Annotated in this window: 21 protein-coding genes; 12 read left to right on the top strand and 9 right to left on the bottom strand. The window is 41.2% G+C overall.

Translation table 11 applies throughout. The features are described from left to right. Positions 1-32: 32 nt before the first annotated feature. The 4 genes from HMPREF3263_RS01485 to hemC are packed head-to-tail and all read right to left on the bottom strand — an operon-like array spanning position 33 to position 4,340. Positions 33-1,319: a heme biosynthesis protein HemY gene (locus tag HMPREF3263_RS01485; protein ID WP_049373709.1), complete on the bottom strand. Its 1,287-nt coding sequence runs from the start codon at positions 1,317-1,319 to the stop codon at positions 33-35. 9 nt (positions 1,320-1,328) lie between these two features. Then, positions 1,329-2,627 (bottom strand): uroporphyrinogen-III C-methyltransferase, encoded by a 1,299-nt coding sequence (locus HMPREF3263_RS01490; RefSeq protein WP_070852857.1) that lies wholly within the window; start codon positions 2,625-2,627, stop codon positions 1,329-1,331. A gap of 9 nt (positions 2,628-2,636) precedes the next feature. Further along, positions 2,637-3,398: a uroporphyrinogen-III synthase gene (locus HMPREF3263_RS01495; RefSeq protein WP_070852859.1), complete on the bottom strand. Its 762-nt coding sequence runs from the start codon at positions 3,396-3,398 to the stop codon at positions 2,637-2,639. Between the two features lie 9 nt (positions 3,399-3,407). Beyond that, positions 3,408-4,340: a hydroxymethylbilane synthase gene (gene hemC, locus HMPREF3263_RS01500; protein WP_070852861.1), complete on the bottom strand. Its 933-nt coding sequence runs from the start codon at positions 4,338-4,340 to the stop codon at positions 3,408-3,410. A 136-nt stretch (positions 4,341-4,476) separates the two neighbouring features. On the opposite strand from hemC, the gene HMPREF3263_RS01505 reads away from it, so the two are divergent. Beyond that, on the top strand, positions 4,477-6,981 hold the full coding sequence (locus HMPREF3263_RS01505; RefSeq protein ID WP_070852863.1) for a class I adenylate cyclase: 2,505 nt from the start codon (positions 4,477-4,479) through the stop codon (positions 6,979-6,981). Positions 6,982-7,159: 178 nt separating this feature from the next. Beyond that, the gene (locus HMPREF3263_RS01510) at positions 7,160-7,789 is read left to right on the top strand and encodes a response regulator (protein WP_049384674.1); all 630 of its coding nucleotides are present in this window, start codon (positions 7,160-7,162) and stop codon (positions 7,787-7,789) included. Between the two features lie 51 nt (positions 7,790-7,840). On the opposite strand, the gene HMPREF3263_RS01515 is transcribed toward HMPREF3263_RS01510, so the two are convergent. Then, entirely contained in the window at positions 7,841-8,683 is an 843-nt protein-coding gene (locus HMPREF3263_RS01515; protein WP_070852864.1) for a divergent polysaccharide deacetylase family protein, read from the bottom strand. Continuing rightward, complete coding sequence (envC, locus tag HMPREF3263_RS01520; protein WP_070852866.1) at positions 8,683-9,915, bottom strand: murein hydrolase activator EnvC; 1,233 nt, start codon at positions 9,913-9,915, stop codon at positions 8,683-8,685. The genes HMPREF3263_RS01515 and envC overlap by 1 nt, the downstream gene beginning before the upstream one ends. 186 nt (positions 9,916-10,101) lie before the next feature. On the opposite strand from envC, the gene HMPREF3263_RS01525 reads away from it, so the two are divergent. Next, positions 10,102-10,785 (top strand): 2,3-diphosphoglycerate-dependent phosphoglycerate mutase, encoded by a 684-nt coding sequence (locus tag HMPREF3263_RS01525; protein WP_070852867.1) that lies wholly within the window; start codon positions 10,102-10,104, stop codon positions 10,783-10,785. A 64-nt stretch (positions 10,786-10,849) separates the two neighbouring features. Beyond that, on the top strand, positions 10,850-11,659 hold the full coding sequence (locus HMPREF3263_RS01530) for a hypothetical protein (RefSeq protein WP_070852870.1): 810 nt from the start codon (positions 10,850-10,852) through the stop codon (positions 11,657-11,659). 2 nt (positions 11,660-11,661) lie between these two features. Here HMPREF3263_RS01530 and HMPREF3263_RS01535 read toward each other — a convergent pair whose 3' ends face one another. Beyond that, entirely contained in the window at positions 11,662-12,354 is a 693-nt protein-coding gene (locus HMPREF3263_RS01535; RefSeq protein ID WP_141762781.1) for an rRNA large subunit pseudouridine synthase E, read from the bottom strand. Positions 12,355-12,452: 98 nt separating this feature from the next. Next, positions 12,453-13,934, bottom strand: a complete 1,482-nt coding sequence (gene ilvC, locus HMPREF3263_RS01540) for a ketol-acid reductoisomerase (protein ID WP_005699209.1) — start codon at positions 13,932-13,934, stop codon at positions 12,453-12,455. Between the two features lie 165 nt (positions 13,935-14,099). Here ilvC and ilvY point away from each other — a divergent pair, with 165 nt between their 5' ends. Genes ilvY through glpE form a run of 3 tightly spaced genes read left to right on the top strand, consistent with a single transcriptional unit; the run spans position 14,100 to position 16,205 of the window. Beyond that, complete coding sequence (gene ilvY / locus HMPREF3263_RS01545) at positions 14,100-14,978, top strand: HTH-type transcriptional activator IlvY (RefSeq protein WP_005694842.1); 879 nt, start codon at positions 14,100-14,102, stop codon at positions 14,976-14,978. A 32-nt stretch (positions 14,979-15,010) separates the two neighbouring features. After that, complete coding sequence (gene rarD / locus HMPREF3263_RS01550) at positions 15,011-15,898, top strand: EamA family transporter RarD (RefSeq protein WP_049380492.1); 888 nt, start codon at positions 15,011-15,013, stop codon at positions 15,896-15,898. Then, complete coding sequence (gene glpE, locus HMPREF3263_RS01555) at positions 15,888-16,205, top strand: thiosulfate sulfurtransferase GlpE (RefSeq protein ID WP_070852872.1); 318 nt, start codon at positions 15,888-15,890, stop codon at positions 16,203-16,205. The genes rarD and glpE overlap by 11 nt, the downstream gene beginning before the upstream one ends. A gap of 54 nt (positions 16,206-16,259) precedes the next feature. Here the strand turns inward: glpE and HMPREF3263_RS01560 are convergent, their stop codons facing one another. Then, positions 16,260-17,297: an LLM class flavin-dependent oxidoreductase gene (locus HMPREF3263_RS01560; RefSeq protein WP_070852873.1), complete on the bottom strand. Its 1,038-nt coding sequence runs from the start codon at positions 17,295-17,297 to the stop codon at positions 16,260-16,262. A gap of 138 nt (positions 17,298-17,435) precedes the next feature. On the opposite strand from HMPREF3263_RS01560, the gene HMPREF3263_RS01565 reads away from it, so the two are divergent. The 5 genes from HMPREF3263_RS01565 to HMPREF3263_RS01585 are packed head-to-tail and all read left to right on the top strand — an operon-like array spanning position 17,436 to position 21,822. Then, positions 17,436-19,352, top strand: coding sequence for an ABC transporter ATP-binding protein (locus HMPREF3263_RS01565; protein ID WP_070852875.1), 1,917 nt, complete (start codon positions 17,436-17,438; stop codon positions 19,350-19,352). Between the two features lie 9 nt (positions 19,353-19,361). After that, complete coding sequence (locus tag HMPREF3263_RS01570; RefSeq protein ID WP_005699208.1) at positions 19,362-19,904, top strand: DNA topoisomerase family protein; 543 nt, start codon at positions 19,362-19,364, stop codon at positions 19,902-19,904. Continuing rightward, entirely contained in the window at positions 19,901-20,452 is a 552-nt protein-coding gene (locus HMPREF3263_RS01575) for an L-threonylcarbamoyladenylate synthase type 1 TsaC (RefSeq protein WP_070852877.1), read from the top strand. Before HMPREF3263_RS01570 ends, HMPREF3263_RS01575 begins: the two co-directional genes overlap by 4 nt. Before the next feature lie 3 nt (positions 20,453-20,455). Beyond that, positions 20,456-21,274 (top strand): shikimate dehydrogenase, encoded by an 819-nt coding sequence (gene aroE, locus HMPREF3263_RS01580; RefSeq protein ID WP_005699098.1) that lies wholly within the window; start codon positions 20,456-20,458, stop codon positions 21,272-21,274. After that, positions 21,271-21,822 carry a DNA-3-methyladenine glycosylase I gene (locus HMPREF3263_RS01585; RefSeq protein ID WP_005699086.1) on the top strand — a complete coding sequence of 184 codons (552 nt, stop codon included), beginning with the start codon at positions 21,271-21,273 and terminating at the stop codon, positions 21,820-21,822. The genes aroE and HMPREF3263_RS01585 overlap by 4 nt, the downstream gene beginning before the upstream one ends. The last annotated feature ends 12 nt before the right edge of the window (positions 21,823-21,834 follow it).

Raw genomic sequence — 21,834 nt, forward strand, 5'->3', positions numbered from 1 at the left:
CGGGGCTTTATTCAGCCCCGTCGTTGTTTATTTTAATCACGTTTTGCGATAAGTGCGGTTGGTTCTTCATCTGTTTTTGGTTCAGTCTGCTGTTCAGCTGGTTTGTCTTGAATAGACATGGCTGATTTTAAACTGTCCTGACGAATTTTTTCTGCAGCTTCTTTGTCACCAGCTTGTTCGAATACATAAGACGCCATCATGACATCATTTGGTTGGAGCTGGGTTGGGCAAGCAGTAACTTCTTTAAATGCTTCTGCTGCTTTAGCGAAGTCATTATTACGCACATAAAGATAGCCTAATGCACGATTGAGACAACAACGTTGGCTTTCATCCGCACGTTTTGCACGTTTTTCCACTAGTTTGAGCAGTTTGCTGTTATCTTCTGCTTGTAAACGAGTGATTTGCGTGCAAAGTTCAGGACTAATTGGGGTGTTATCACCCAATTTTTTCATGATTTCAAGCGTGAATTCATAAGCTGACTCATGATCGTTACAATCAATTAAACGCTGAATTAAAGCTGTTTTTAACTCTAAGTCATTGCGACGACGGCGTGGTTGAGCTTCCCACCATGCAAGCAGACCTTCAACGCCTTCTTCATTCATTTTTTCATCTAACAAGCCATTTTCTGTTTCTTGTTGAAGCGCTTTAAATTCTTCTGCTGAGAATAAGCCTGAACCTTCGATTAAATCTAAGATTTCATCTAAAGCTTGATAAGCTTTGGAGCGGCTATAAATTTCAGCAGCAAGTTTTAATACTTCTTTGTTGCGATCTGACATTTCAAGCAAACTGTCAACGGAACTGCGCGCAGCCGGTAATTTATTTTGTTGTAATAAAATACGGGTGCGAGCAATTTCGACAACTAGGTTATCTGAACCTGCAAGTTCAGTCGCCTCAATTAAATAACGGTTTGCGCTGAATTCATCACCGCGTTGCTGTGCAGCTTCAGCCGCTTTAATCAGATTTAATACTGGCTCTGCAGAATGTTTCGCATTTTTACCAATCAGTTTTTCTGCTTTGGCATAATCGCCTTCATTCATCTTCATCAAGCCTTCAAGGGTTTGACGCTGTGCTTTCACACGTTTACGGCGAGAGAACCAGTTATAGGTATTGCTACTTAAACGGAAGAAACGGGTCACCAACCACTCTAACGAATAAATCACTGCAAGCGTGACCACAAAGAGAATCACTAATGTGGTGAGTGACATTTCATATACGGTGTTTGCCGTTTCAACTCTGACATAACCTTGCTGACCGGAGAGGTAAGGCCCTGCAATCAATCCGGCAAGTAAGGCGATCATTAAAAAGAGAACTCTAAACATTATCTATCCTTATTGTTGGGGTTCAGTTGCCGGTTGTGCAGCTGGTGCTTCAGCGGGTTTTTCTTCAGCTTTTGGCTCTTCCGCTTTCGCTTCAGGTGCTGGTTTTACTTCTTCTTTTCTTGGTGAATTATCAACCGCTTTTTCTGCTTCAATTTCCACTTTCTGCACATCTAAAGGTGTACGATTTAAGTACTTATCAAGCATACTTAAGCTTTGTAATTGGCTTGGCACATCCACATAGATGGATACTTCAGATAATTCATCCACTGATTTTAAGAAACTTTGAGTCACTTCAGCATTGGTATCAAAATAGCTACGAATCCAAGATGCAACGGCTTCTAAAGATTGTTTATAAAGCTCATTTTGCTGACGAGGCACTGCCATAATCGCTAATTGTAAGCGTAAACGAATGTTTTCACGTAAATAGATATCTTGGTTTGGCGCTAATAATTCTTTGCGATCCGCACCATGTTTCGGTGAAATACGGATAAAGTGATTCAAGAATGAGGTCGCACTTTTTTCTGCATTTTCCGCCCAGTCAGACAGGGAATCTGATAATTTTGTTGCATTTTGGTCATCACCGAAATTCACATCTAACACAGGTAGTTCATCAACCGTATTAGCTAATTGAGATAATTTTTGCATGACCGCATTTTGATCCACGCCAGCTACGGAGAGAAGTTGTTTCAGATCTTGATTGATTGCGCTACGGATAGCCGCAGATTGTGAGTTATTCACTTTAGCAAGAGTTTCATCAGCGAGTTTTAAGAGTGAAACCGCTGTATCCACATCGTTATCTAACACTAATTTATGCAATGCATTATTGAGTAAGAAATCGGATTCAGAGAATAACCAATCTGTAGGTTGCTGAGCATTAGCTTGAGCGCTCACTTTATTAATTTGTGATTGTAAGCCAACTAACTCATGTGATTTGGCATTGATTAGCTCTTCTACTTGCGCAATTTTGTTTTGCATTGCTTTATTCGCAGACTCTAATTGAGCAAGCTGTGTAGTATCAAATTTTACTTCTTGAGCAGGTGCTGAAACCACCGTTTTATTATTGATTTGAGCTTCAAGTGCGGTCAATTTTTGTTGGAATTCATCCACTTTTTGTTGGCCAAAATAATAACCTGCACCACCCACGCCAAGTGCAATGAGAATAGCCAATAAACTTAATCCAGTACCACTTTTCTTCACAACAGTTTGTGTACGTGGCGCAACAGGCTCGCGATCTTCAGTTTGAATTTCCACTGCATCTGTTGCTTGGATTTCATCTGTCGTTTCAGGGGTTAATTTCTCTTTCGCCATATCTTTTCCTTAGTGAGAAAGGGGAGTTACTTCATTAAGTAAGGTATTAAGTAAACTTTGATTGTCCGCACCGGCGGAAACCACCACATTATGCCAACCTTGTTGTATTGCAACATCCGCAATGCGTTGACTTACCGTGACTAAACAGCAATTTTTTAGCCAATTTTGTTCATTTTCAGGTACAAATTCGATTAACGCCTGCAAAATTTCAAGGCTTGTTACCACAAGGGTTTGCACGCCAGAACGAATACAAATACTGGTTTGCTCTTCGTTATTATAACTAATCGGCGTGCGTTGGTAACATTCGACTGTCTCAACAGTTGCGCCGCGTAGTGTGGTCTGTTCGCGTAATAATTCTCGTCCACCGTTGCCACGTAAAATTAACAAGTTTTTATCTGTTAATTCTGCCATTTGCGGTAAATTTAATACACCTTCAGTATTTTCCGACGTTATTGGATAACGAACAGTACATTCAGTTTGACAGGAAAAATGCTGTGCCGTTCTATGTCCAACTGTAAAGTATTGTAAATCTTGACGCCAGCTAAAGCCAATATCTTTCAGGGTTTTATCCGCAAAATCGACCGCACTTTTTGAAACCAAAAATACATAATCACCACTTTTTAGCTGATTAAGTTTTGTCGGTAATTGTGCCAATTCAGTACCTGCTTCAATAGAAAGCAAAGGCAAATGCAAGGCAACCACACCGGCTTGATTCAGCTGGTCAACTAGGGCTTTTCCTCGTTCATCCGGGCGAGTGACTAGTACGGCCATGGTGATTTCCTATGCTGAGTAAATCTTCGCCAGAATCTTATCTGCGCCCTGTGCTAGAAGTTGTTCAGCAATGTTCACGCCTAATGCTTCGGCATTTTCAACCGCACTTTTACCTTCCGCACGAATAATCGCTGAGCCATCAGTTTCGCCGACGAGTGCACGCAAGAAAATTTCGCCATTTTGCTCAATGGCATAGCCACCGATTGGCACTTGGCAGCCACCTTGTAAGCGAGTATTCATTGCACGCTCAGCCAAAACACAAGTCGTCGTGGTCGCATCTGCAAGTGGAGCAAGTAACGCTTTCACTTCTTCGTCATCAACGCGGCATTCAATGCCAACTGCACCTTGTCCGGCAGCCGGTAAAGATTGTTCTACTTCAATAAATGAGGCGATGCGTTCTGCTAGTCCTAAACGAATTAAGCCGGCTGAGGCTAAAATAATGGCATCGTATTCGCCATTGTCTAATTTACTTAATCGGGTGCCCACATTGCCACGTAAAGAGCGAATATCAAGATCAGGGCGTAATTGTTTCAATTGGCATTGACGACGTAAGCTTGAGGTTCCAACAATAGCACCTTGTGGTAATTCATCTAATGAACAGTATGTATTGGAGACGAAAGCATCGCGCGGATCTTCACGTTTACAGATCACACTTAACCCTAAACCTTCCGGAAATTCCATCGGTACGTCTTTCATTGAATGGACGGCAATATCGGCACGTTTTTCGAGTAAAGCATTTTCTAACTCTTTAACAAATAAGCCTTTTCCGCCAATTTTAGCTAAAGGAGAATCTAGGATGACATCGCCTTTTGTTACCATCGGAACTAATTCAACAGAAAGCGTTGGATGAAATTTCTCTAATTGATCTTTTACAAAATTCGCTTGCCAAAGGGCTAAAGGGCTTTGACGAGTCGCTATTTTTAAGGTTTTAAGTACTGCCATAAATACCGCTGATTTTAAATAGAATTATGCCCTATGCTACCATTTTTAGGGCAAAAAGTCAGATCATTTAAATTTTTGATTTCTGATGAGCTAAGTGGTACAGTAATATCAGTTATATGGTCATAGGTAGGAAGCCTTGAAATACGATCTCACTCAAGCCCGAAAATGTATCGAAACTCTAGATAAACGTCGTTTTGATCGTGCATTATTGGGCTCTGGTGATGCATTCCGACACATTGTCTCTTTGGTGCCGCTGTTGTTGCATCTTAATCATCCAGCTCTGCCGGGTTATGTGGAAGATGCCCCTGCAGGCATTGCCGATTTTATCCTTTCCAATTATCAGCAAAATTTTCTCTCAAAAGAACATCCCGAACTTGTCGAATATGTGCAAAGTGCGGTCAATTCTGATGCTGTTTTCACACCGATCTTAGGTATTTATGTGATGGGCAGTTTTGGATCTATTAGCCAAACCTCAGCTTCGGATTTGGATATTTGGATCTGCCATCAAGATGATTTATCTGAACAAGATCAGCAGCGCTTAGCGGAAAAAACGAAGAAAATCACTCAATGGGCATCCACATTTCATGTGGAAATGCATTTTTATTTGATGACGCAAAAACGTTTCCGTAATGAGCGTTATTCCGATCCATTAACTAAAGAAAACAGCGGTTCTGCTCAATATATGTTGTTATTGGAAGAATTTTATCGTTCTGCTGTACGCCTTTCGGGTAAACCATTATTGTGGCTCCACTTGTGGGTGGAAGATGAAAAACAATATGAAGCTGAAGTTGCGCGTCTAGTGGCAGAAGGTGAGCTTAATCCAAATGATTGGGTGGATTTTGGTGGATTGGGGCAATTCTCTGCCAGTGAATATTTCGGTGCGAGTTTATGGCAACTTTATAAAGGTATTGATTCACCGTATAAATCAGTGATGAAAATCTTATTGTTGGAAACCTATGCCCAAGAATACCCAAATGCCCATTTAATTGCTCGTCAATTTAAAGAAGATTTACTGTCCGGTCGCAGTACCGCTGCACACCATTTTGACCCTTATATCGCGATTCTAGAGAGAATTAGTCAATATTTGACCGCACATTCAGAATTTAAGCGCCTTGATTTTGTGCGTTCTTGTTTTTATGTGAAAGCCACAGAAGACTTTGCGTTATATCACGCCTCAAACTGGCGTATTTCTTATATGAAAATGATGGCTCAAGAATGGGGCTGGTCAAAAGAGCGCATTGAAGAATTGGATCAACGTCCAAATTGGAAAATTAAACGGGTGAAAGAAAGTCACAATAATTTAGTGAATTTCTTGATGATGAGTTATCGAAATCTGGTGGATTTTGCACGCAAACACAAAATTAATTCTAGCGTGATTCCGCAAGATATTACGGTATTGTCTCGCAAACTTTATACTGCTTTTGAAGAATTACCCGGTAAAATCACACTACTGAATCCACAGATTTCGCATAATTTAGCGGAAGATCACCTCACATTCATCGAAGTTCACGGCAATAAGAATTTTAAGGATGGATGGTATATGGTGAATCAGCCACCACATCATATGATGTTCTCGAAAGAACGCGTGATTGAATACGGTGAAAGTTTAAATAAAGTGGTCGCATGGGCTTATTTTAATCGCTTGCTGACGGCTGAAACTCGTTTGCATCTAATTAGTCAAAATATCGACCAACTCACTTTGCGTAATTTTGTCGCTGATTTACGCTTGTTTTTCCCACATACCAATGGCCAAGCTCCAACAAATGAGGCGCTTTCTTCCCAATGTGAAATCCGCGATCTATTTATCGCTGTGAACTTAGTGAATGACCCAACAGCACAAGTCGAAGAACTTAAATCAAATATCTCGCCGAGTGATTTGTTCAGTTTCGGTCAATTAGAACAGAGCTTGGTCGGTAGCATTGATTTCACTTACCGTAATGTGTGGAATGAAATTCGAACCTTACATTTTGAAGGGCAGAATGCGATTTTGCTTGCCTTAAAAGTGCTTTCTAATAAAATTGATCAAGGGGTGAATCAGCCTCGTTCTGTGCAGGTTTTCTGTTACAGTAAACACTACAACCGCACATTACGAAACTTGGTGAGCGTACTGGTAAACCGTTGTATCAGTATTCAATTAGGCGATAGCCGCCCAACCACGCACTCCCGTTTACGTGTGGCAGGGAAAAACTGGCAATTCTTCTTTGAAGAAAAAGGGATCAGTTTGCAACCTATTGACGGTGGAAAAGAAAGTGCGGTCAATTTTGAGGACGTTTTACCAACTCAGTTGGAAGAAAAAGAAATTATTCCGGAAGCTCGTCGATATCCGCCTGAAATTGATTTGTTTGCCAGTGAAGGTTTTTTACAATTCTTCTTTGAAGATAATGCCGATAATAGCTTTAACGTCTATTTGTTAGATGAAAAGAATCGTCTCGAAATTTATCGTCAATGTGAAGGTTCGAAAGATGACAAAGTACGCGAAATAAATCGTATTTATCAATCACTCGGCTCAAATGATTGTGAAAATCCGTATAAAATGGTGCAACGGAATTTTAATTACCCGCAATTTTATCAATTGCACTCGACAGAAAGCGGCATGCGTATTATGCCGTTCAAATTTAAAAGCAAAAGGACTTGCGAATAGCGACATCAAAACAAGCATTGTTTGAGATAAATCAAGTTTATCTGCAAATATGCATTGGAAGATGGGCAAAATCCCGATAGAATCCCTCGGTCTAAAATCTATTGAGAAGTAATCTAAGGCAGTGGATGTTTTGCCTTCAGGCAGTAGAATAGTGTTCGCTTATCTCTTGGAGAATATTATGCAAGAAAAGTTAAAAGTATTAATTATCGACGACCATCCATTAATGCGTCGTGGTATCAAACAATTAGTTGAATTAGAAGAGAATTTTGAAGTTGTCGCTGATGTAGGAAGCGGTACAGAAGGCATTTCCGTTGCGATTCACGAATCACCCGATTTAATCATTTTAGATCTTAATATGAAAGGTCTTTCTGGTTTGGATACCCTTAAAGGTCTGCGTGCAGAAGGTGTGGATGCACGAATTTTGATCTTAACTGTGTCTGATGCAAAAAATGATATTTTTACTCTCATCGATGCGGGGGCAGATGGCTATCTATTGAAAGATACTGAGCCAGATGTGTTACTTGAGCAAATTAAACGTATTGCACAAGGTGAAGTGATTTTAAGTGATTCGATCAAGAATTTACTGTTAGAACGTAAACATACTGTTGATCCAATGGATTCACTCACCGATCGTGAAATGGATGTGTTACGTTTAATCGCGACAGGTTTATCCAACAAACAAATTGCAGGTCAGCTTTTCATTTCTGAAGAAACAGTTAAAGTGCATATTCGTAATTTACTGCGTAAACTTAACGTGCATTCACGTGTTGCGGCGACAGTCTTATTCTTTGAACGAAATGGTCGATAGGCAAGTTTCAAAACGTAAAAAAGTGCGGTCAATTTTGACCGCACTTTTTATTTATCTCGGTACGCCCCGTAATAAAGGGATTGGCTCAAATGGCGCAACTGAGGTTGGCGCAGGAATATCATTAAAAATTAAGATAAATGGTTTAGGTGGCAAGATTTTTTCATTTCGCCACAAGCTTCCCATGCCGACTAATTGAATATCATCGGGTAAATTCTTTATTCCCGCTTTTAATACAGCCACAGTATTTGGGCGAGGGTGTCCAATAGCAATGGCTGTGCCTTGTTTACGCGCATATTGAATTGCACTTTGAAATTGGCGTTGAACATCTGCCAAATTATCACTGTCATCTAAAAACACATGGCGATCTAATACACGTATGCCTTGTTCTTTTGCTATTTTTCCCGCAACTGATTTCCCGATAGTACGGCTATCTAAAAAGAATAAATGCTGCTCACGAAGTGCGGTCATTAAATAGGTCATTAATGTGGCATCGGCTGTGGCTGCACTCCCCATATGATTATTCATTCCGATAGCATTGGGCACAATAGCTTTAGCTTTTTTCACTCGCTCATTCACTTGCGCTTCAGACAAGCCTAAAGTCAAACCACCTTCTTCAATTTTAATATTGCTGACCGGTTGCATCGGCATATGAATGAGAATATCGTGATTTTGTGCTTTCGCTTCTTGATTGCGTATTTTTGCATAGGGTGCTGCAGGAATGATCGCAACAGAGACTTCTTTTGGCATGGCTAAAACTTCGGCATCTTCTTTCGGATGATAGCCAATGTCATCAATTACAATAGCTAACTTGCCTTGTGCAAAAGTAAACGCAGAGAAAAGTGCGGTTGAAAAAATGATCGTATTTCTGACCGCACTTTGAAAGAATGCCGCCATTATTTAATCCACCCAGCTGGATTTACAGGCACCCCTTTACGGCTAATTCCAAAGTAAAGTGCCGATTTAGAGAGCTCACCCGTATTACCTACTTGCGCAATGGTTTGTCCCGCAGACACCAGCTGACCTTGTTTCACAAATACCGCTTGGTTGAAACCATATAAGCTCAAGTCGCTGTCGCCGTGTTTCACAATCACCATATAACCATAGCCATTAAGATGACCCGCTAGAATGACACGACCACTTGCAATAGCTTTTACCGCGGTACCCGTTGGTGCACCGATAACCATGCCTTTCCAACGTACTTCGCCCGCTTGGATTGAACCAAAGGAATATAACGTCGGGCCAGAAACTGGACGATTGTATTGACGTGCAGCCGTACCTAAACCACTGGTGCTGTTAATCAACTTACGTTCTTGATCAGTTGGTTGATAAGGTTTTGAGGTCCGTTTTTCTTCCTCTTGTTTTTTCTGAGCAAGGGCTTCACGCTCACGTTGTTCTTGTTGGCGAGCGGCTTGTTCAGCACGTTGAATTTCTTGGCGAAGGGCATTTTCATTCGCTTTCAACGTTTCCAACTTATTCTGATCTTTCGTTAAGTTTTTGTTGAGTTCATTTAACGTAGATTGACGTTCTTGTTGTGCTTTTTGTAATTCTTGCTGCTGTTTCTTTTGCGTAGAAAGCTGATCGCGATGATTTTTTTGTTGCCCTGAAATCGCCTCACGCTGTTTCGCTAAATTCTCTTGTGTCGCTTTCAGATTGTTAATCATATCAATGCGAACTTGGTTTAAGTGCTGATAATACACTTTCATGCGTTCCGCTTTTTTGGCATCCTCCGAAAGCATTCTTTCTAAGGTAGAAGGATTGACACCTGAACGATAAATAGCATCGACTTGTTGAGCGAGCTTCGCTTTTTGCACGCGTTCTTGTTTTTCTAATTGCTTGATTTGCTTTTCGGTTTCCGCCATTTGCTTGCGGATTTCTTTTAAGCTTAATTCTGTTTCACGTAATTCACCGACAACGCTATTAATTTTGCTTTCTTGGTCTTTAAGACTGGCTTGGAGTTTAGCTTGTGCACGTTTTTGCTCGGCGATCTTCGATTCTTGTTGTTTAATTTGTTTTTGAATTTGATTGAGATCGTTGCCTTGCGCGAAAGATGAAAAGCCAAGCAGACCGCAAGCTAAAAGTGCGGTCAGTTTTGCTAAGATTTTTTTTCTACGATTGCTTTGCTGCATACATCTAAACTTGAGAGAAATTAAAGGACGAATAAAGTTTAAATACTAGCATTATTTTTGAGTGGCTAAAAGTTTACAGGTGATTTTTTGCGAAAGATCAGTAAATGCCGCCTTTTTACTTTTAAACATACCGATTTTTTGCTATAACAGAGCCATCATTTTTTTATTAATACTTAGGAGATCCTTATGGAATTAGTATTCATTCGTCACGGTTTCAGTGAGTGGAACGCAAAAAATTTATTCACAGGTTGGCGTGATGTGAATTTAACCGAGCGCGGTGTAGAAGAAGCAAAAGCTGCGGGTAAAAAATTGTTTGAGAAAGGCTATGAGTTCGATATCGCTTTCACTTCTGTTTTAACTCGTGCAATCAAAACCTGTAACATCGTGTTAGAAGAATCTCACCAATTATGGATTCCTCAAGTGAAAAACTGGCGTTTAAATGAGCGTCACTACGGTGCATTACAAGGCTTAGATAAAAAAGCAACCGCAGAACAATACGGTGACGAACAAGTTCATATCTGGCGTCGTTCTTACGATATTTCTCCTCCAGATTTAGATCCAAAAGATCCAAACTCTGCACATAACGACCGTCGTTATGCAAACATTCCATCTGATGTTGTACCAAACGCAGAAAACTTAAAATTAACCTTAGAACGCGCATTACCATTCTGGGAAGATCAAATTGCACCAGCAATGCTTTCTGGTAAACGTGTTTTAGTGGTGGCACACGGTAACTCACTTCGTGCATTAGCAAAACACATCATCGGTATTTCTGATGCGGAAATCATGGATTTTGAAATTCCAACCGGTCAACCGTTAGTGTTAAAACTTGACGATAAATTAAACTACATAGAACACTACTATCTTTAATTTATAAATGAATTTCAAAGTGCGGTTAATGTTGACCGCACTTTTTGTTTAAGGAGAATAAAGGATGAAAAAATTACTCGCGGTGATTTTTGCCTTGTTACCTGTTTTGGCCTTTGCAGCATCGCCAAATCACTCGGCAAAATCAACTCAAACCAAGTCAGTGAAAACGGCAGTTAAAAAAGTGGAAGCCAAGAAAGCAACCACACCTAAAGCTGTAGCCAAAACAGCCAAAAAGAAAGCAGATACCAAAAAAGCAGAAGCGAAAAAGCCAGCTAAAATTGTCGAAGCGAAAAAAGCGGTAACGAAAAAAGAAAAAATAAAAAATAAAACGACAAATAAAGCCGCTAAAGCAGAGCCGACAAAAACGAAAGGCAAACAGCCAGTAGAAAAAACGAAGCAAACTGCGCTAAAAGACAAAAAGACGGTAGTGAAAAGCAAACAAAGTGCAGTTAAAGAATCAGCTAAACCTGAAAAAGTAATTGCTAAAAAAACACCAGCGGTTAAAACAGAAGTGAAGAAAGCGGAACCCAAAGCCGTTAAAAAAGCGACTGAAAATAGCGTGGAAACCGTTGCTCAGAAAACAGCGAATACTGTGACAAAATCCGTCGTTGTGCCAAGATGTAATGATTCAAAAGTTTTTGCGGTATTATCTGATGCCTTTAAAAAACAAGGTGCAGCTACTAATACCCAAATGACAGTGAAACAAATCACGCAAGCCCGCGAAACCCAATCTTATCCACAACAAGGGATTCGTAGCTGTAATGCGATAGTGGAAACCAACAGCGTTAAATATGTTACGGATTACAGCATTATCTTGAATGATAAAGGTTTCTTCGTACAAGTTGAAAACGCACAACCCGCTCAACGTTTCTAATCTTAACGTGCGTTATTTAAATGAAGTTGTTTGAATAACGCACGTATTTCTTCTTCATTCAAACGGCGATATTCACCATTACTTAGTCCATCAAGTGTTAAATGGCTCATTTGATAACGGATAAGTCGTAATGTCGGAAAGCCGATATGTGCCGTCATTCTACGCACTTGTCGATTACGCCCTTCAGTAATTTTGATTTCCAACCAGCTCGTTGGAATACTTTGACGTTCACGAATAGGTGGATTGCGAGGCCAGAGAAAATCTGGTTCTGAAATCAACCGCACTTTTGCCGGCTTTGTCATTCCATCTTTCAATTCAACGCCTTTGCGGAGTTTGTCTAAGTCCGTTTCTTCAGGAATACCTTCCACTTGCACAAAATACGTTTTTTCTGTTTTAAACTTAGGATCTGCCAAACGATGTTGCACTTCACCATTATTCGTTAAAATCAGTAATCCTTCGCTATCACGATCTAATCTTCCTGCCGCATACACATTTGGAATGGTAATAAAATCTTTTAACGTAGATCGGCCGTTTTCATCTGTGAATTGTGTCAGCACATCAAACGGTTTGTTAAATAAAATGACCTGACTGTCAGCGATAGAAAGTGCACGTAGACGACGATACGTTCCTTTATGATTCTTTTTCTGAAGCGCGTTCGATGAAAAAGGTGTCTTTATATTTTTGATTTTTTTCAAAAAATACTACCTAAGTTATTAATTTATCGATATTAACTGAAAATAAGAAAAGCCGATTTGTTTGTGCAAATCGGCTCGAAATTTTATAGGTTTAAGTATTAACCTGCAACTGCGATACGTTTCATATCTGTCATATAGCCACGTAACTCTTGACCAATTAATTCAACCGGGTGGTTACGGATTGCATCGTTTACATCGCGTAAGGTGATGTTATCGATAGCGACCGCTGGTGTTGGTTCACCTAAGTCACCTTTTTGTAAGGTTGGGATGATTTCTTTAGCAAGAATTGGGGTTGCTACGTTAGAGAATAAGTAGTTACCATATTCTGCAGTATCAGAAATAACCACGTTCATTTCGTATAAGCGTTTACGCGCGATAGTGTTAGCGATTAACGGCAATTCGTGAAGTGATTCATAGTAAGCTGATTCTTCATAGATACCGCTTGCAACCATTGCATCAAAGGCTAATTCAACACCTGCTTTCACCATTGCTACCATTAACACGCCGTTATCAAAGTATTCTTGTTCAGAAATTTTGATGCCGTCTGCTTTTGGTGCGTTTTCAAAGGCAGTTTTGCCGGTTGCTTCACGCCATGCGAATAAATCTTTGTCGCCGTTTGCCCAGTCAGCCATCATGGTTGCTGAGAAGTGACCGCTGATGATGTCATCCATGTGTTTGTAATATAAGAAACCAAGGCTTTCTTTGATTTGCTCAGCAAGTTCAAATGCACGTAATTTTGCGCTGTTTGATAAGCGATCCATCATTAATGTGATACCGCCTTGTTTTAAGGCTTCAGTAATGGTTTCCCAACCGTATTGGATCAATTTACCTGCGTATGCTGGATCTTTACCATCAGCAACAAGTTTGTCGTAACATACGATTGAACCTGCTTGTAACATACCGCAAAGAATGGTTTGTTCACCCATTAAGTCAGATTTTACTTCTGCGACGAATGAAGATTCTAATACGCCCGCACGGTCACCACCGGTTGCAGCAGCCCATGCTTTCGCAATTGCCATGCCTTCACCACGTGGGTCATTTGCTGGGTGAACTGCGATTAATGTTGGCACACCAAAACCACGTTTGTATTCTTCACGTACTTCAGTACCTGGACATTTTGGTGCGCTCATCACCACAGTGATGTCTTCACGGATTTGCTCACCTACTTCAACGATATTGAAACCGTGTGAGTAACCAAATGCAGAATCTTTTTTCATTAATGGCATTACATCAGCCACCACTTTAGAGTGTTGTTTATCTGGTGTTAAGTTGATTACTAAGTCTGCGGTTGGAATTAATTCTTGGTAAGTTCCCACTTTAAAACCGTTTTCGGTTGCACGTTGGAATGATGCACGTTTTTCTGCAATCGCTTCAGGGCGTAATGCATAAGAAATGTCTAAGCCAGAGTCACGCATATTTAAACCTTGGTTTAAACCTTGCGCACCACAACCTACGATAACGATTTTTTTGCCTTTTAAGTAGTTGCAACCGTCAGCAAATTCGCTGCGATCCATAAAACGACAACGACCTAATTGGTCTAATTTTTCGCGTAAATTTAATGTGTTGAAATAGTTAGCCATTTTTCATCCTTAATATGATGTTGATTAATGTTTGTATGAGGTTGTGTTTGAATATAGTTTTTTGTTGTGCCATCGATTATAAGATTTTTAATTATTGCGTAAAGTGATATTATTGGCACTTAGTGTTGCATTTTTTGCAACGGTATTTGCATTTTAGTGATACATATGAACTTTCAAGACCTTCAAATATTTCTTCATCTTGCGGACACACAAAATTTTGCTAAAACCGCTACGCAAAATCATATGTCACCGTCTACGCTTTCACGCCAAATTCAACGCATGGAAGAGGAATTAGAACAACCTTTATTTATTCGTGATAATCGCCAAGTGCGCTTAACCGAACAAGGCGAGAAATTTCTGCAATTTGCGAAAACAGAATGGCAAAACTGGCAACAGTTTAAGCGTCAGCTGCGAGATAATTCAGCGGAATTAAGCGGAGAATTACGCTTATTTTGCTCAGTAACCGCTTCATACAGTCACTTGCCACAGGTATTAGCCAAATTTCGTTCTCGTTATCCGAAAGTTGAAATTCAACTCACTACAGGTGACCCCGCTTCTGCAGTGCAATTCATCCAATCAGAACAAGTGGATCTCGCTTTGGCGGGAAAACCTAACAATCTACCGACAGGATTGGAATTTTATAAGATTGATGATATTTCCCTTTCATTAATTGCACCTCGCGTGGCTTGTTTAGCGACACAATTATTACAGGAAGAACCCATCAACTGGCAACAGATGCCTTTTATTTTGCCGTTAGATGGAATGGCACGCCAGCGTATTGAACAATGGCTACGTAGCAAACACATTAAGCATCCAAAAATTTATGCCACAGTGGCGGGGCATGAGGGGATCGTGCCAATGGTGGCACTTGGTTTTGGATTAGCGATGTTGCCAGATGTGGTGATTGATAATAACCCTATGTCAAAAGACGTGTCTCGTTTAAATTTAGACAACCCCGTCGAGGCGTTTGATTTAGGGGTTTGTGTGCAAAAAAGAAATTTAGCGAATCCCCTAATTCGTGCATTTTGGGAGATGTTAGACTAAAATAATAAGCAGAATTAACCTAAGGATTTATTATGTTAAGGGGCATACTTATTTCACTTTTAGCCTCGCTTTTATTTGGCTATATGTATTATTTTTCCACGCTACTGAAACCGCTCAGTGGCACGGATATTTTCGGCTATCGAATGCTGTTTACATTCCCTTTCGTTGCCCTTTCCGTCATCATGTTTAAACAAAAGCAGGCATTGGCAGAGCATTTAAAACGCATTAAAAAACAACCGCTCTTTGCCCTTTCCTATATTATTTGTGGCGCATTAATGGGTTATCAAATGTGGCTCTTTTTGTGGGCCCCCAATAATGGTAGCTCCTTAAGTGTTTCTTTCGGTTATTTATTGTTGCCAATTGTGATGGTGGCCGCAGGGCGGATCATTTTTAAAGAACGAATTTCAACATTGAAATTCATTGCGGTATTAATTGCGGCAATCGGAGTGATTTCTAACATCATTTTAAAAGGTGGGTTATCTTGGGAAGCCATTGTTATCTGTGTGGGTTATACCACGTACTTCTCGATACGAAAAGCCCTGAAAAATACCGATCTTGGTGCTTTTTGCTTAGAAATGATTGCATTATTGCCAGTTAGCGTTTACTTTGCCCTTCAAACCGATTTTGCTACTGTACAGGAATCGAATCCTAATATTTGGGGATTATTGGTATTACTTGGGCTTATTAGTGGTGCTGCATTAATTGCTTATGTTATAGCCAGTAATATGCTGCCGATGAATTTGCTTGGCCTTTTAGGTTATGTTGAAACCATTTTGATGGTGATTATTTCATTTTTAATTGGAGAGGAAATGGATGCGGACAGCTATCCGTTATTCATTTGTTTAGTATTGGCGATGAGCCTGATTATTTTTGATGGCGTGTATAAACAGCGCGCAAAGGGAAAAAATCATGTCGTTTAAAGAAATTAGCCCAGAACAAGCTTGGGAAATGGTGCAAAATGGCGCCATGCTTGCTGATATTCGGGATCCACAACGTTTCACCTATTCCCATGCGAAAGGGGCGTTTCATTTAACCAACCAAAGCTTTTTACAATTTGAAGAACAGGTGGACTTTGACTCCCCGATTATCGTGAGTTGTTATCATGGCGTGAGCAGCCGAAATGTGGCGACTTTCCTCGTTGAACAAGGCTATGAAAATGTGTTTAGCGTCATTGGTGGATTTGATGGCTGGGAGAAAGCCGGTTTACCGATAGAAACGGTTTATTAATATTTTTTGATTTAAAGTGCGGTGAAATTTACCGCACTTTTCATTTTTGTCTCGCTATTGCTTATCCACAATCGCTTTCAACATGGTGTAAGATTGTGCTTGTTTTTGCTCATCAAAAATATAACTCACCGCCATAATTTCATCAAAATTTACCCGTTCACGCAGTTGTTTAAGTTGAAATTCCACGCTTTCAGGACAACCGATCAGCGAACAAGCAGTCATTTGTTCCACTACGGCGCGTTCTTGGTTGTAAATCGGGATTTCCTCGAAATCGACCGGTCCAAAGTGCGGTTTATTTTGGGCGTGCATTTGAGCTTTCCAAACATCTTCTTCTGATGCCATCGGTGGTTGTAAATTTTGTTGCGCGTTAGTGACCACGTTTAAGAAAAATAGTGTTTGTGTCGTCGCCAGTTGTCTTGCTTCTTTATCGGTTTCGGCAACAATCGCGTTCACACCTAAAATGACATAAGGCTCAGCAAGATAGGTTGATGGTTTGAAGTTTTTGCGGTAAATCTCCACTGCCATTTCCATCATGCGTGGCGCAAAGTGAGAAGCAAAGGCATAAGGTAAGCCAAATTCTGCTGCAAGATAAGCACTTTCGGTGCTGGATCCCAAAATATAAAACGGTATATTCAAGCCTGCGGAAGGGTACGCAGAAACCGGGTTGCAATCTTTAAAGTAACCGCGAAGTTCCGCAATTTCCGCAGGGAAATCTAGGCTGTTTCGTCCACGACGAAGAGCTGCAGCCATTTGCATATCAGTTCCTGGCGCACGCCCTAAACCGAGTTCAACACGATTTGGATAAAGTGTCTCCAGTGTGCCATATTGCTCCGCCACCACATAAGGCGAATGATTCGGTAACATCACCCCATCCGAACCAACGCGCAAGGTCTTCGTATTGGCTAGCGTATGCTGAATTAAAAGTGCGGTCGCTGAACTCACCAAATTTTTCATATTATGATGCTCAGCAATCCAATAGCGTTCAATGCCAATGTTCTCTGCATGTTTTGCAAGATTGACCATCGACTCAACCGCTTGCAAATAAGTTTGTCCTTCTCGAACAGGGGCGAGATTAAGAATAGAGAGCTTCATTTTATTTACTCATAATTGATTTGTGAGCGTTATTATACTTGGTTTTTCTGGCAGAAATATCGATAAAATTGGAATAGGCTGTTTCGAGAAAAGGAAAAATATTGCAAAATAGGCACAAATTCAGATGTATTCGAAAAAATGATTGTATTTAATAATATTTCCCTAAAGCGCGGGCAAACCGAATTGCTTGAGAATGCCACAGCAACCATCAATCCGAAACAAAAAGTCGGCTTGGTGGGGAAGAATGGTTGTGGTAAGTCTTCTCTTTTTGCCCTATTAAAAAAAGAATTAACGCCAGAGAGCGGCGAAGTCACTTATCCATCCAACTGGCGGGTCTCTTGGGTCAATCAAGAAACGCCAGCATTGGATATTCCCGCCATTGATTATGTGATTCAAGGGGATCGCGAATACTGCCGTTTGCAGCAGGAACTTAATGAAGCGAATGAACGTAATGATGGCCATGCGATTGCGCGCATTCACGGACAGTTAGAAACCTTGGATGCTTGGACAATTCAATCTCGCGCGGCGTCCTTATTGCATGGTTTAGGCTTTAACCAAGAAGAAATCACTCAGCCTGTAAAATCCTTCTCTGGTGGTTGGCGGATGCGTTTAAATTTGGCGCAAGCATTACTTTGTCCATCGGATTTATTATTGCTAGATGAGCCAACCAATCATTTGGATTTGGATGCAGTTATTTGGTTAGAACGTTGGTTAGTGCAATATCAAGGTACTTTGGTATTAATTTCCCACGACCGTGATTTTCTCGATCCGATTGTGACAAAAATCCTCCATATCGAAAATCAGAAACTCAATGAATACACGGGCGATTATTCTTCCTTTGAAGTGCAACGAGCAACCAAGCTAGCACAACAAATGGCGATGTATCGTCAGCAACAACAAAAGATCTCTCATTTACAAAAATATATCGACCGCTTTAAAGCCAAGGCGACCAAAGCTAAACAAGCACAAAGTCGCATGAAGGCATTGGAACGTATGGAACTGATTGCGCCGGCTTATGTGGATAATCCCTTTACTTTTGAATTTCGTCCGCCACTATCCTTGCCGAATCCTTTGGTGATGATTGAACAGGCGAGCGCAGGTTATGGTAGCGGTGAAAGTGCGGTAGAAATTTTAAGTAAAATTAAACTGAATTTAGTGCCGGGTTCGCGCATCGGTTTGCTCGGGAAAAACGGTGCGGGGAAATCAACGTTGATTAAATTGTTAGCGGGTGAGCTCAGCGCTCTTTCCGGTACTGTGCAATTAGCTAAAGGCGTACAACTCGGCTATTTTGCTCAACATCAGCTTGATACGCTACGTGCAGATGAGTCTGCCTTGTGGCATATGCAGAAGCTCGCACCAGAGCAAACGGAGCAACAGGTACGGGATTACCTCGGGAGTTTTGCATTCCATGGTGACAAAGTTAATCAAGCGGTGAAAGCCTTTTCCGGTGGGGAAAAAGCCCGTTTGGTGCTAGCGCTGATTGTTTGGCAACGACCAAACTTATTACTGCTCGATGAACCAACCAACCATTTGGATTTGGATATGCGTCAGGCATTAACCGAAGCGCTGGTGGATTACGAGGGATCTTTGGTAGTAGTTTCCCATGATCGTCACCTACTACGTAATACCGTGGAAGAATTCTATTTGGTACACGATAAAAAAGTGGAAGAATTCAAAGGCGATTTAGAGGATTATCAAAAATGGCTGAATGAACAAAATAGTGCGCCAGAAAATAAATCCTCGGAGAAAAATGACGACAATGAAAATTCCATGCAAAACCGCAAGGAACAAAAACGTCGCGAGGCCGAACTTCGCCAACAAACTGCGCCTCTTCGTAAACAAATCTCTCAATTGGAGGAAAAAATGAATAAACATTCCTCCAATCTTACGGAAATTGAAAACCAATTGGCTGATTCCGAACTCTACAGCGCAGAAAATAAAGAAAAATTGACCGCACTTTTGGCACTGCAAGTAGAGGTGAAGAAAGCATTGGAAGAAGTCGAAATGGATTGGTTAGCGGCCCAAGAAGAATTGGAAATAATGCTACAAGCATAGGGACAGCGTATGAGTCAAAGCCTTTTCCAACACACAAAACACGAAGAATATTGCCCACAATGCGGCGCGCCTCTGCAAATGAAACAGGGTAAAAAGGGACTGTTTTTAGGTTGTACCGCATATCCCGCCTGTGATTATTTGCGCCCCTTGCATAAGGTGGAACATAAGGTGTTGAAAGAGCTTGATGAGACCTGCCCGCAATGTGGCAATCCACTCCAACTCAAACAAGGTGCCTTTGGCATGTTCATCGGTTGTAGTCGTTATCCCGATTGTGATTTTGTGGTGCATGAGCAACAGGATGAAGAACAATCTATAGACTGCCCGGAATGCCATAAAGGACATTTGGTTGCCCGTCGCGGACGACAAGGGAAAATCTTTTATGGTTGCGATAACTTTCCCCATTGTAAATTTTCCTTGCCGGCAAAACCCTATGCCATGCCTTGTCCACAATGCCATTTTCCACTTGCGCTATTAAAAAGTGAAAATGCCGAACAGCAAGTGTGGCAGTGTGCGAATAAAGGCTGTCGACATATTTTTGAGAACGAAAAATGAATGTACAACAAATTGCCACCCGTTTAATGCAAGACGAAGTCGTTGCCTATCCTACTGAGGCGGTATTCGGTTTGGGCTGTAATCCACTAAGTGAAAGTGCGGTCAGAAAATTGCTTGATTTAAAACAACGTCCGATTGAAAAAGGCCTTATTTTAGTCGCGCCGAGCTTGCATTTTTTGCAGCCTTTTGTTGATTTTTCCCATTTGTCTGACGAACAGCTTGCACGCTTACAGGCACAATATGAACATCCAATCACCTGGGTGGTGCCGGCAAAGGCAGAAGTCCCACATTTTCTGACGGGGCAATTTAATAACATTGCGGTGCGTTTATGTACTCATCCTGCCGTCAAAGCCTTATGCGAAAAAACAGGCTTTGCCCTCACCTCGACCAGTGCGAATTTAACTGGTTTATCACCTTGCCGCAACGCAGATGCTGTGCGTTCCCAATTTGGGGCAGATTTTCCCGTGCTTGATGAAGCAGTCGGCCAAGCACAAAATCCATCGGAAATTCGCGATTTGCTCACAAACCAACTATTCAGACAAGGATAAGATATGCAGCACTATGCCGTTTGGGGCAATCCGATTGCCCAAAGTAAATCCCCGTTGATTCATCGCTTATTTGCCAAGCTAACCCAGCAAACGATGGAATATGTTGCCAAATTAGGTGATCTTGAGGATTTTGAGCAGCAATTGCAGGCCTTTTTTTCTGAAGGAGCACAAGGTTGCAATATCACTGCACCATTTAAAGAACGCGCCTATGCGCTCGCTGACGAACATAGCGAACGGGCGAAACTGGCAGAAGCCTGTAATACACTAAAAAAATTATCTAACGGCAAACTTTATGCGGACAATACCGATGGCATTGGTTTAGTGACAGATTTACAACGCTTAGGTTGGATTCAGCCACAACAACGCATTTTAATTTTAGGTGCTGGCGGAGCAACCAAAGGAGTATTACTGCCTTTATTGGAAGCACAGCAGCAGATTGTCTTGGCTAACCGCACCCTAGAAAAAGCACAACAACTGGCAGATAAGTTCAAGCCTTACGGCACAATTGAAGCTGTCGCGATGGGTGCGATTCCCGCGCAAACCTACGATTTAGTGATCAATGCAACTTCGGCTGGATTAAGCGGACATACCGCCGCTGTTGATGCCTCAATCTTATCAGAGGTCCACGCCTGTTATGACATGCAATATGCCAAAGGCAGCGATACGCCTTTTATTGCCTACTGTAAATCCTTAGGTCTGAATAATGTCAGCGATGGTTTTGGTATGTTGGTGGCGCAAGCCGCCCATTCATTTTGTTTATGGCGTGGGGTAATGCCCGATTTTGTCGCAATCTATGAACAACTCAAAAAGGATATGGCATGAGTACAAGATGCCCTTGGGTGGGTGAACTTCCAATTTATATCGACTACCATGACAAGGAATGGGGCAAGCCACAATTTGATAGCCAAAAGCTATTTGAAAAAATTTGTTTAGAAGGGCAACAAGCGGGGCTTTCCTGGATCACCGTATTGAAAAAACGCGAAGCCTATCGAGCAGCCTTCCATCAATTTGACCCAGCCAAAATCGAGCAAATGACCGAACAGGATATTGATCGTTGCATGGAAAATACCGGGCTTATTCGCCATCGGGCAAAACTGGAAGCCATTGTGAAAAATGCCAAAGCCTATCTAGCCATGGAAAAGTGCGGTGAAAATTTCAGTGATTTTGTGTGGTCGTTTGTGAATCATCAACCGATTATTAATGATGTCCCCGATATTTCTGTGGTGCCCGCTAGAACTGAAATCTCAAAAGCAATGTCAAAAGCGTTGAAGAAACGTGGTTTTGTCTTTGTTGGGGAAACGACGTGTTATGCTTTTATGCAATCTATGGGGTTAGTCAACGACCATATAAATGGCTGTTGTTGTAAGTGATATTCCAGTATA

Origin of the sequence: Haemophilus sp. HMSC61B11 (genome assembly GCF_001838615.1) — a bacterium.
Taxonomy (GTDB): Bacteria; Pseudomonadota; Gammaproteobacteria; order Enterobacterales; family Pasteurellaceae; genus Haemophilus_D; species Haemophilus_D parainfluenzae_AD.

Excerpts from the sequence above, each read along its gene's own strand:
- hemC (WP_070852861.1), bottom strand. The coding sequence starts at position 4,340 with ATGGCAGTACTTAAAACCTTAAAAATAGCGACTCGTCAAAGCCCTTTA.
- rarD (WP_049380492.1), top strand. The coding sequence starts at position 15,011 with ATGTTAAGGGGCATACTTATTTCACTTTTAGCCTCGCTTTTATTTGGC.
- HMPREF3263_RS01575 (WP_070852877.1), top strand. The coding sequence starts at position 19,901 with ATGAATGTACAACAAATTGCCACCCGTTTAATGCAAGACGAAGTCGTT.
- envC (WP_070852866.1), bottom strand. The coding sequence starts at position 9,915 with ATGCAGCAAAGCAATCGTAGAAAAAAAATCTTAGCAAAACTGACCGCA.
- ilvY (WP_005694842.1), top strand. The coding sequence starts at position 14,100 with ATGAACTTTCAAGACCTTCAAATATTTCTTCATCTTGCGGACACACAA.
- HMPREF3263_RS01525 (WP_070852867.1), top strand. The coding sequence starts at position 10,102 with ATGGAATTAGTATTCATTCGTCACGGTTTCAGTGAGTGGAACGCAAAA.
- HMPREF3263_RS01510 (WP_049384674.1), top strand. The coding sequence starts at position 7,160 with ATGCAAGAAAAGTTAAAAGTATTAATTATCGACGACCATCCATTAATG.
- HMPREF3263_RS01565 (WP_070852875.1), top strand. The coding sequence starts at position 17,436 with ATGATTGTATTTAATAATATTTCCCTAAAGCGCGGGCAAACCGAATTG.
- aroE (WP_005699098.1), top strand. The coding sequence starts at position 20,456 with ATGCAGCACTATGCCGTTTGGGGCAATCCGATTGCCCAAAGTAAATCC.
- HMPREF3263_RS01560 (WP_070852873.1), bottom strand. The coding sequence starts at position 17,297 with ATGAAGCTCTCTATTCTTAATCTCGCCCCTGTTCGAGAAGGACAAACT.
- HMPREF3263_RS01585 (WP_005699086.1), top strand. The coding sequence starts at position 21,271 with ATGAGTACAAGATGCCCTTGGGTGGGTGAACTTCCAATTTATATCGAC.
- glpE (WP_070852872.1), top strand. The coding sequence starts at position 15,888 with ATGTCGTTTAAAGAAATTAGCCCAGAACAAGCTTGGGAAATGGTGCAA.
- HMPREF3263_RS01570 (WP_005699208.1), top strand. The coding sequence starts at position 19,362 with ATGAGTCAAAGCCTTTTCCAACACACAAAACACGAAGAATATTGCCCA.
- ilvC (WP_005699209.1), bottom strand. The coding sequence starts at position 13,934 with ATGGCTAACTATTTCAACACATTAAATTTACGCGAAAAATTAGACCAA.
- HMPREF3263_RS01490 (WP_070852857.1), bottom strand. The coding sequence starts at position 2,627 with ATGGCGAAAGAGAAATTAACCCCTGAAACGACAGATGAAATCCAAGCA.
- HMPREF3263_RS01485 (WP_049373709.1), bottom strand. The coding sequence starts at position 1,319 with ATGTTTAGAGTTCTCTTTTTAATGATCGCCTTACTTGCCGGATTGATT.
- HMPREF3263_RS01530 (WP_070852870.1), top strand. The coding sequence starts at position 10,850 with ATGAAAAAATTACTCGCGGTGATTTTTGCCTTGTTACCTGTTTTGGCC.
- HMPREF3263_RS01495 (WP_070852859.1), bottom strand. The coding sequence starts at position 3,398 with ATGGCCGTACTAGTCACTCGCCCGGATGAACGAGGAAAAGCCCTAGTT.
- HMPREF3263_RS01515 (WP_070852864.1), bottom strand. The coding sequence starts at position 8,683 with ATGGCGGCATTCTTTCAAAGTGCGGTCAGAAATACGATCATTTTTTCA.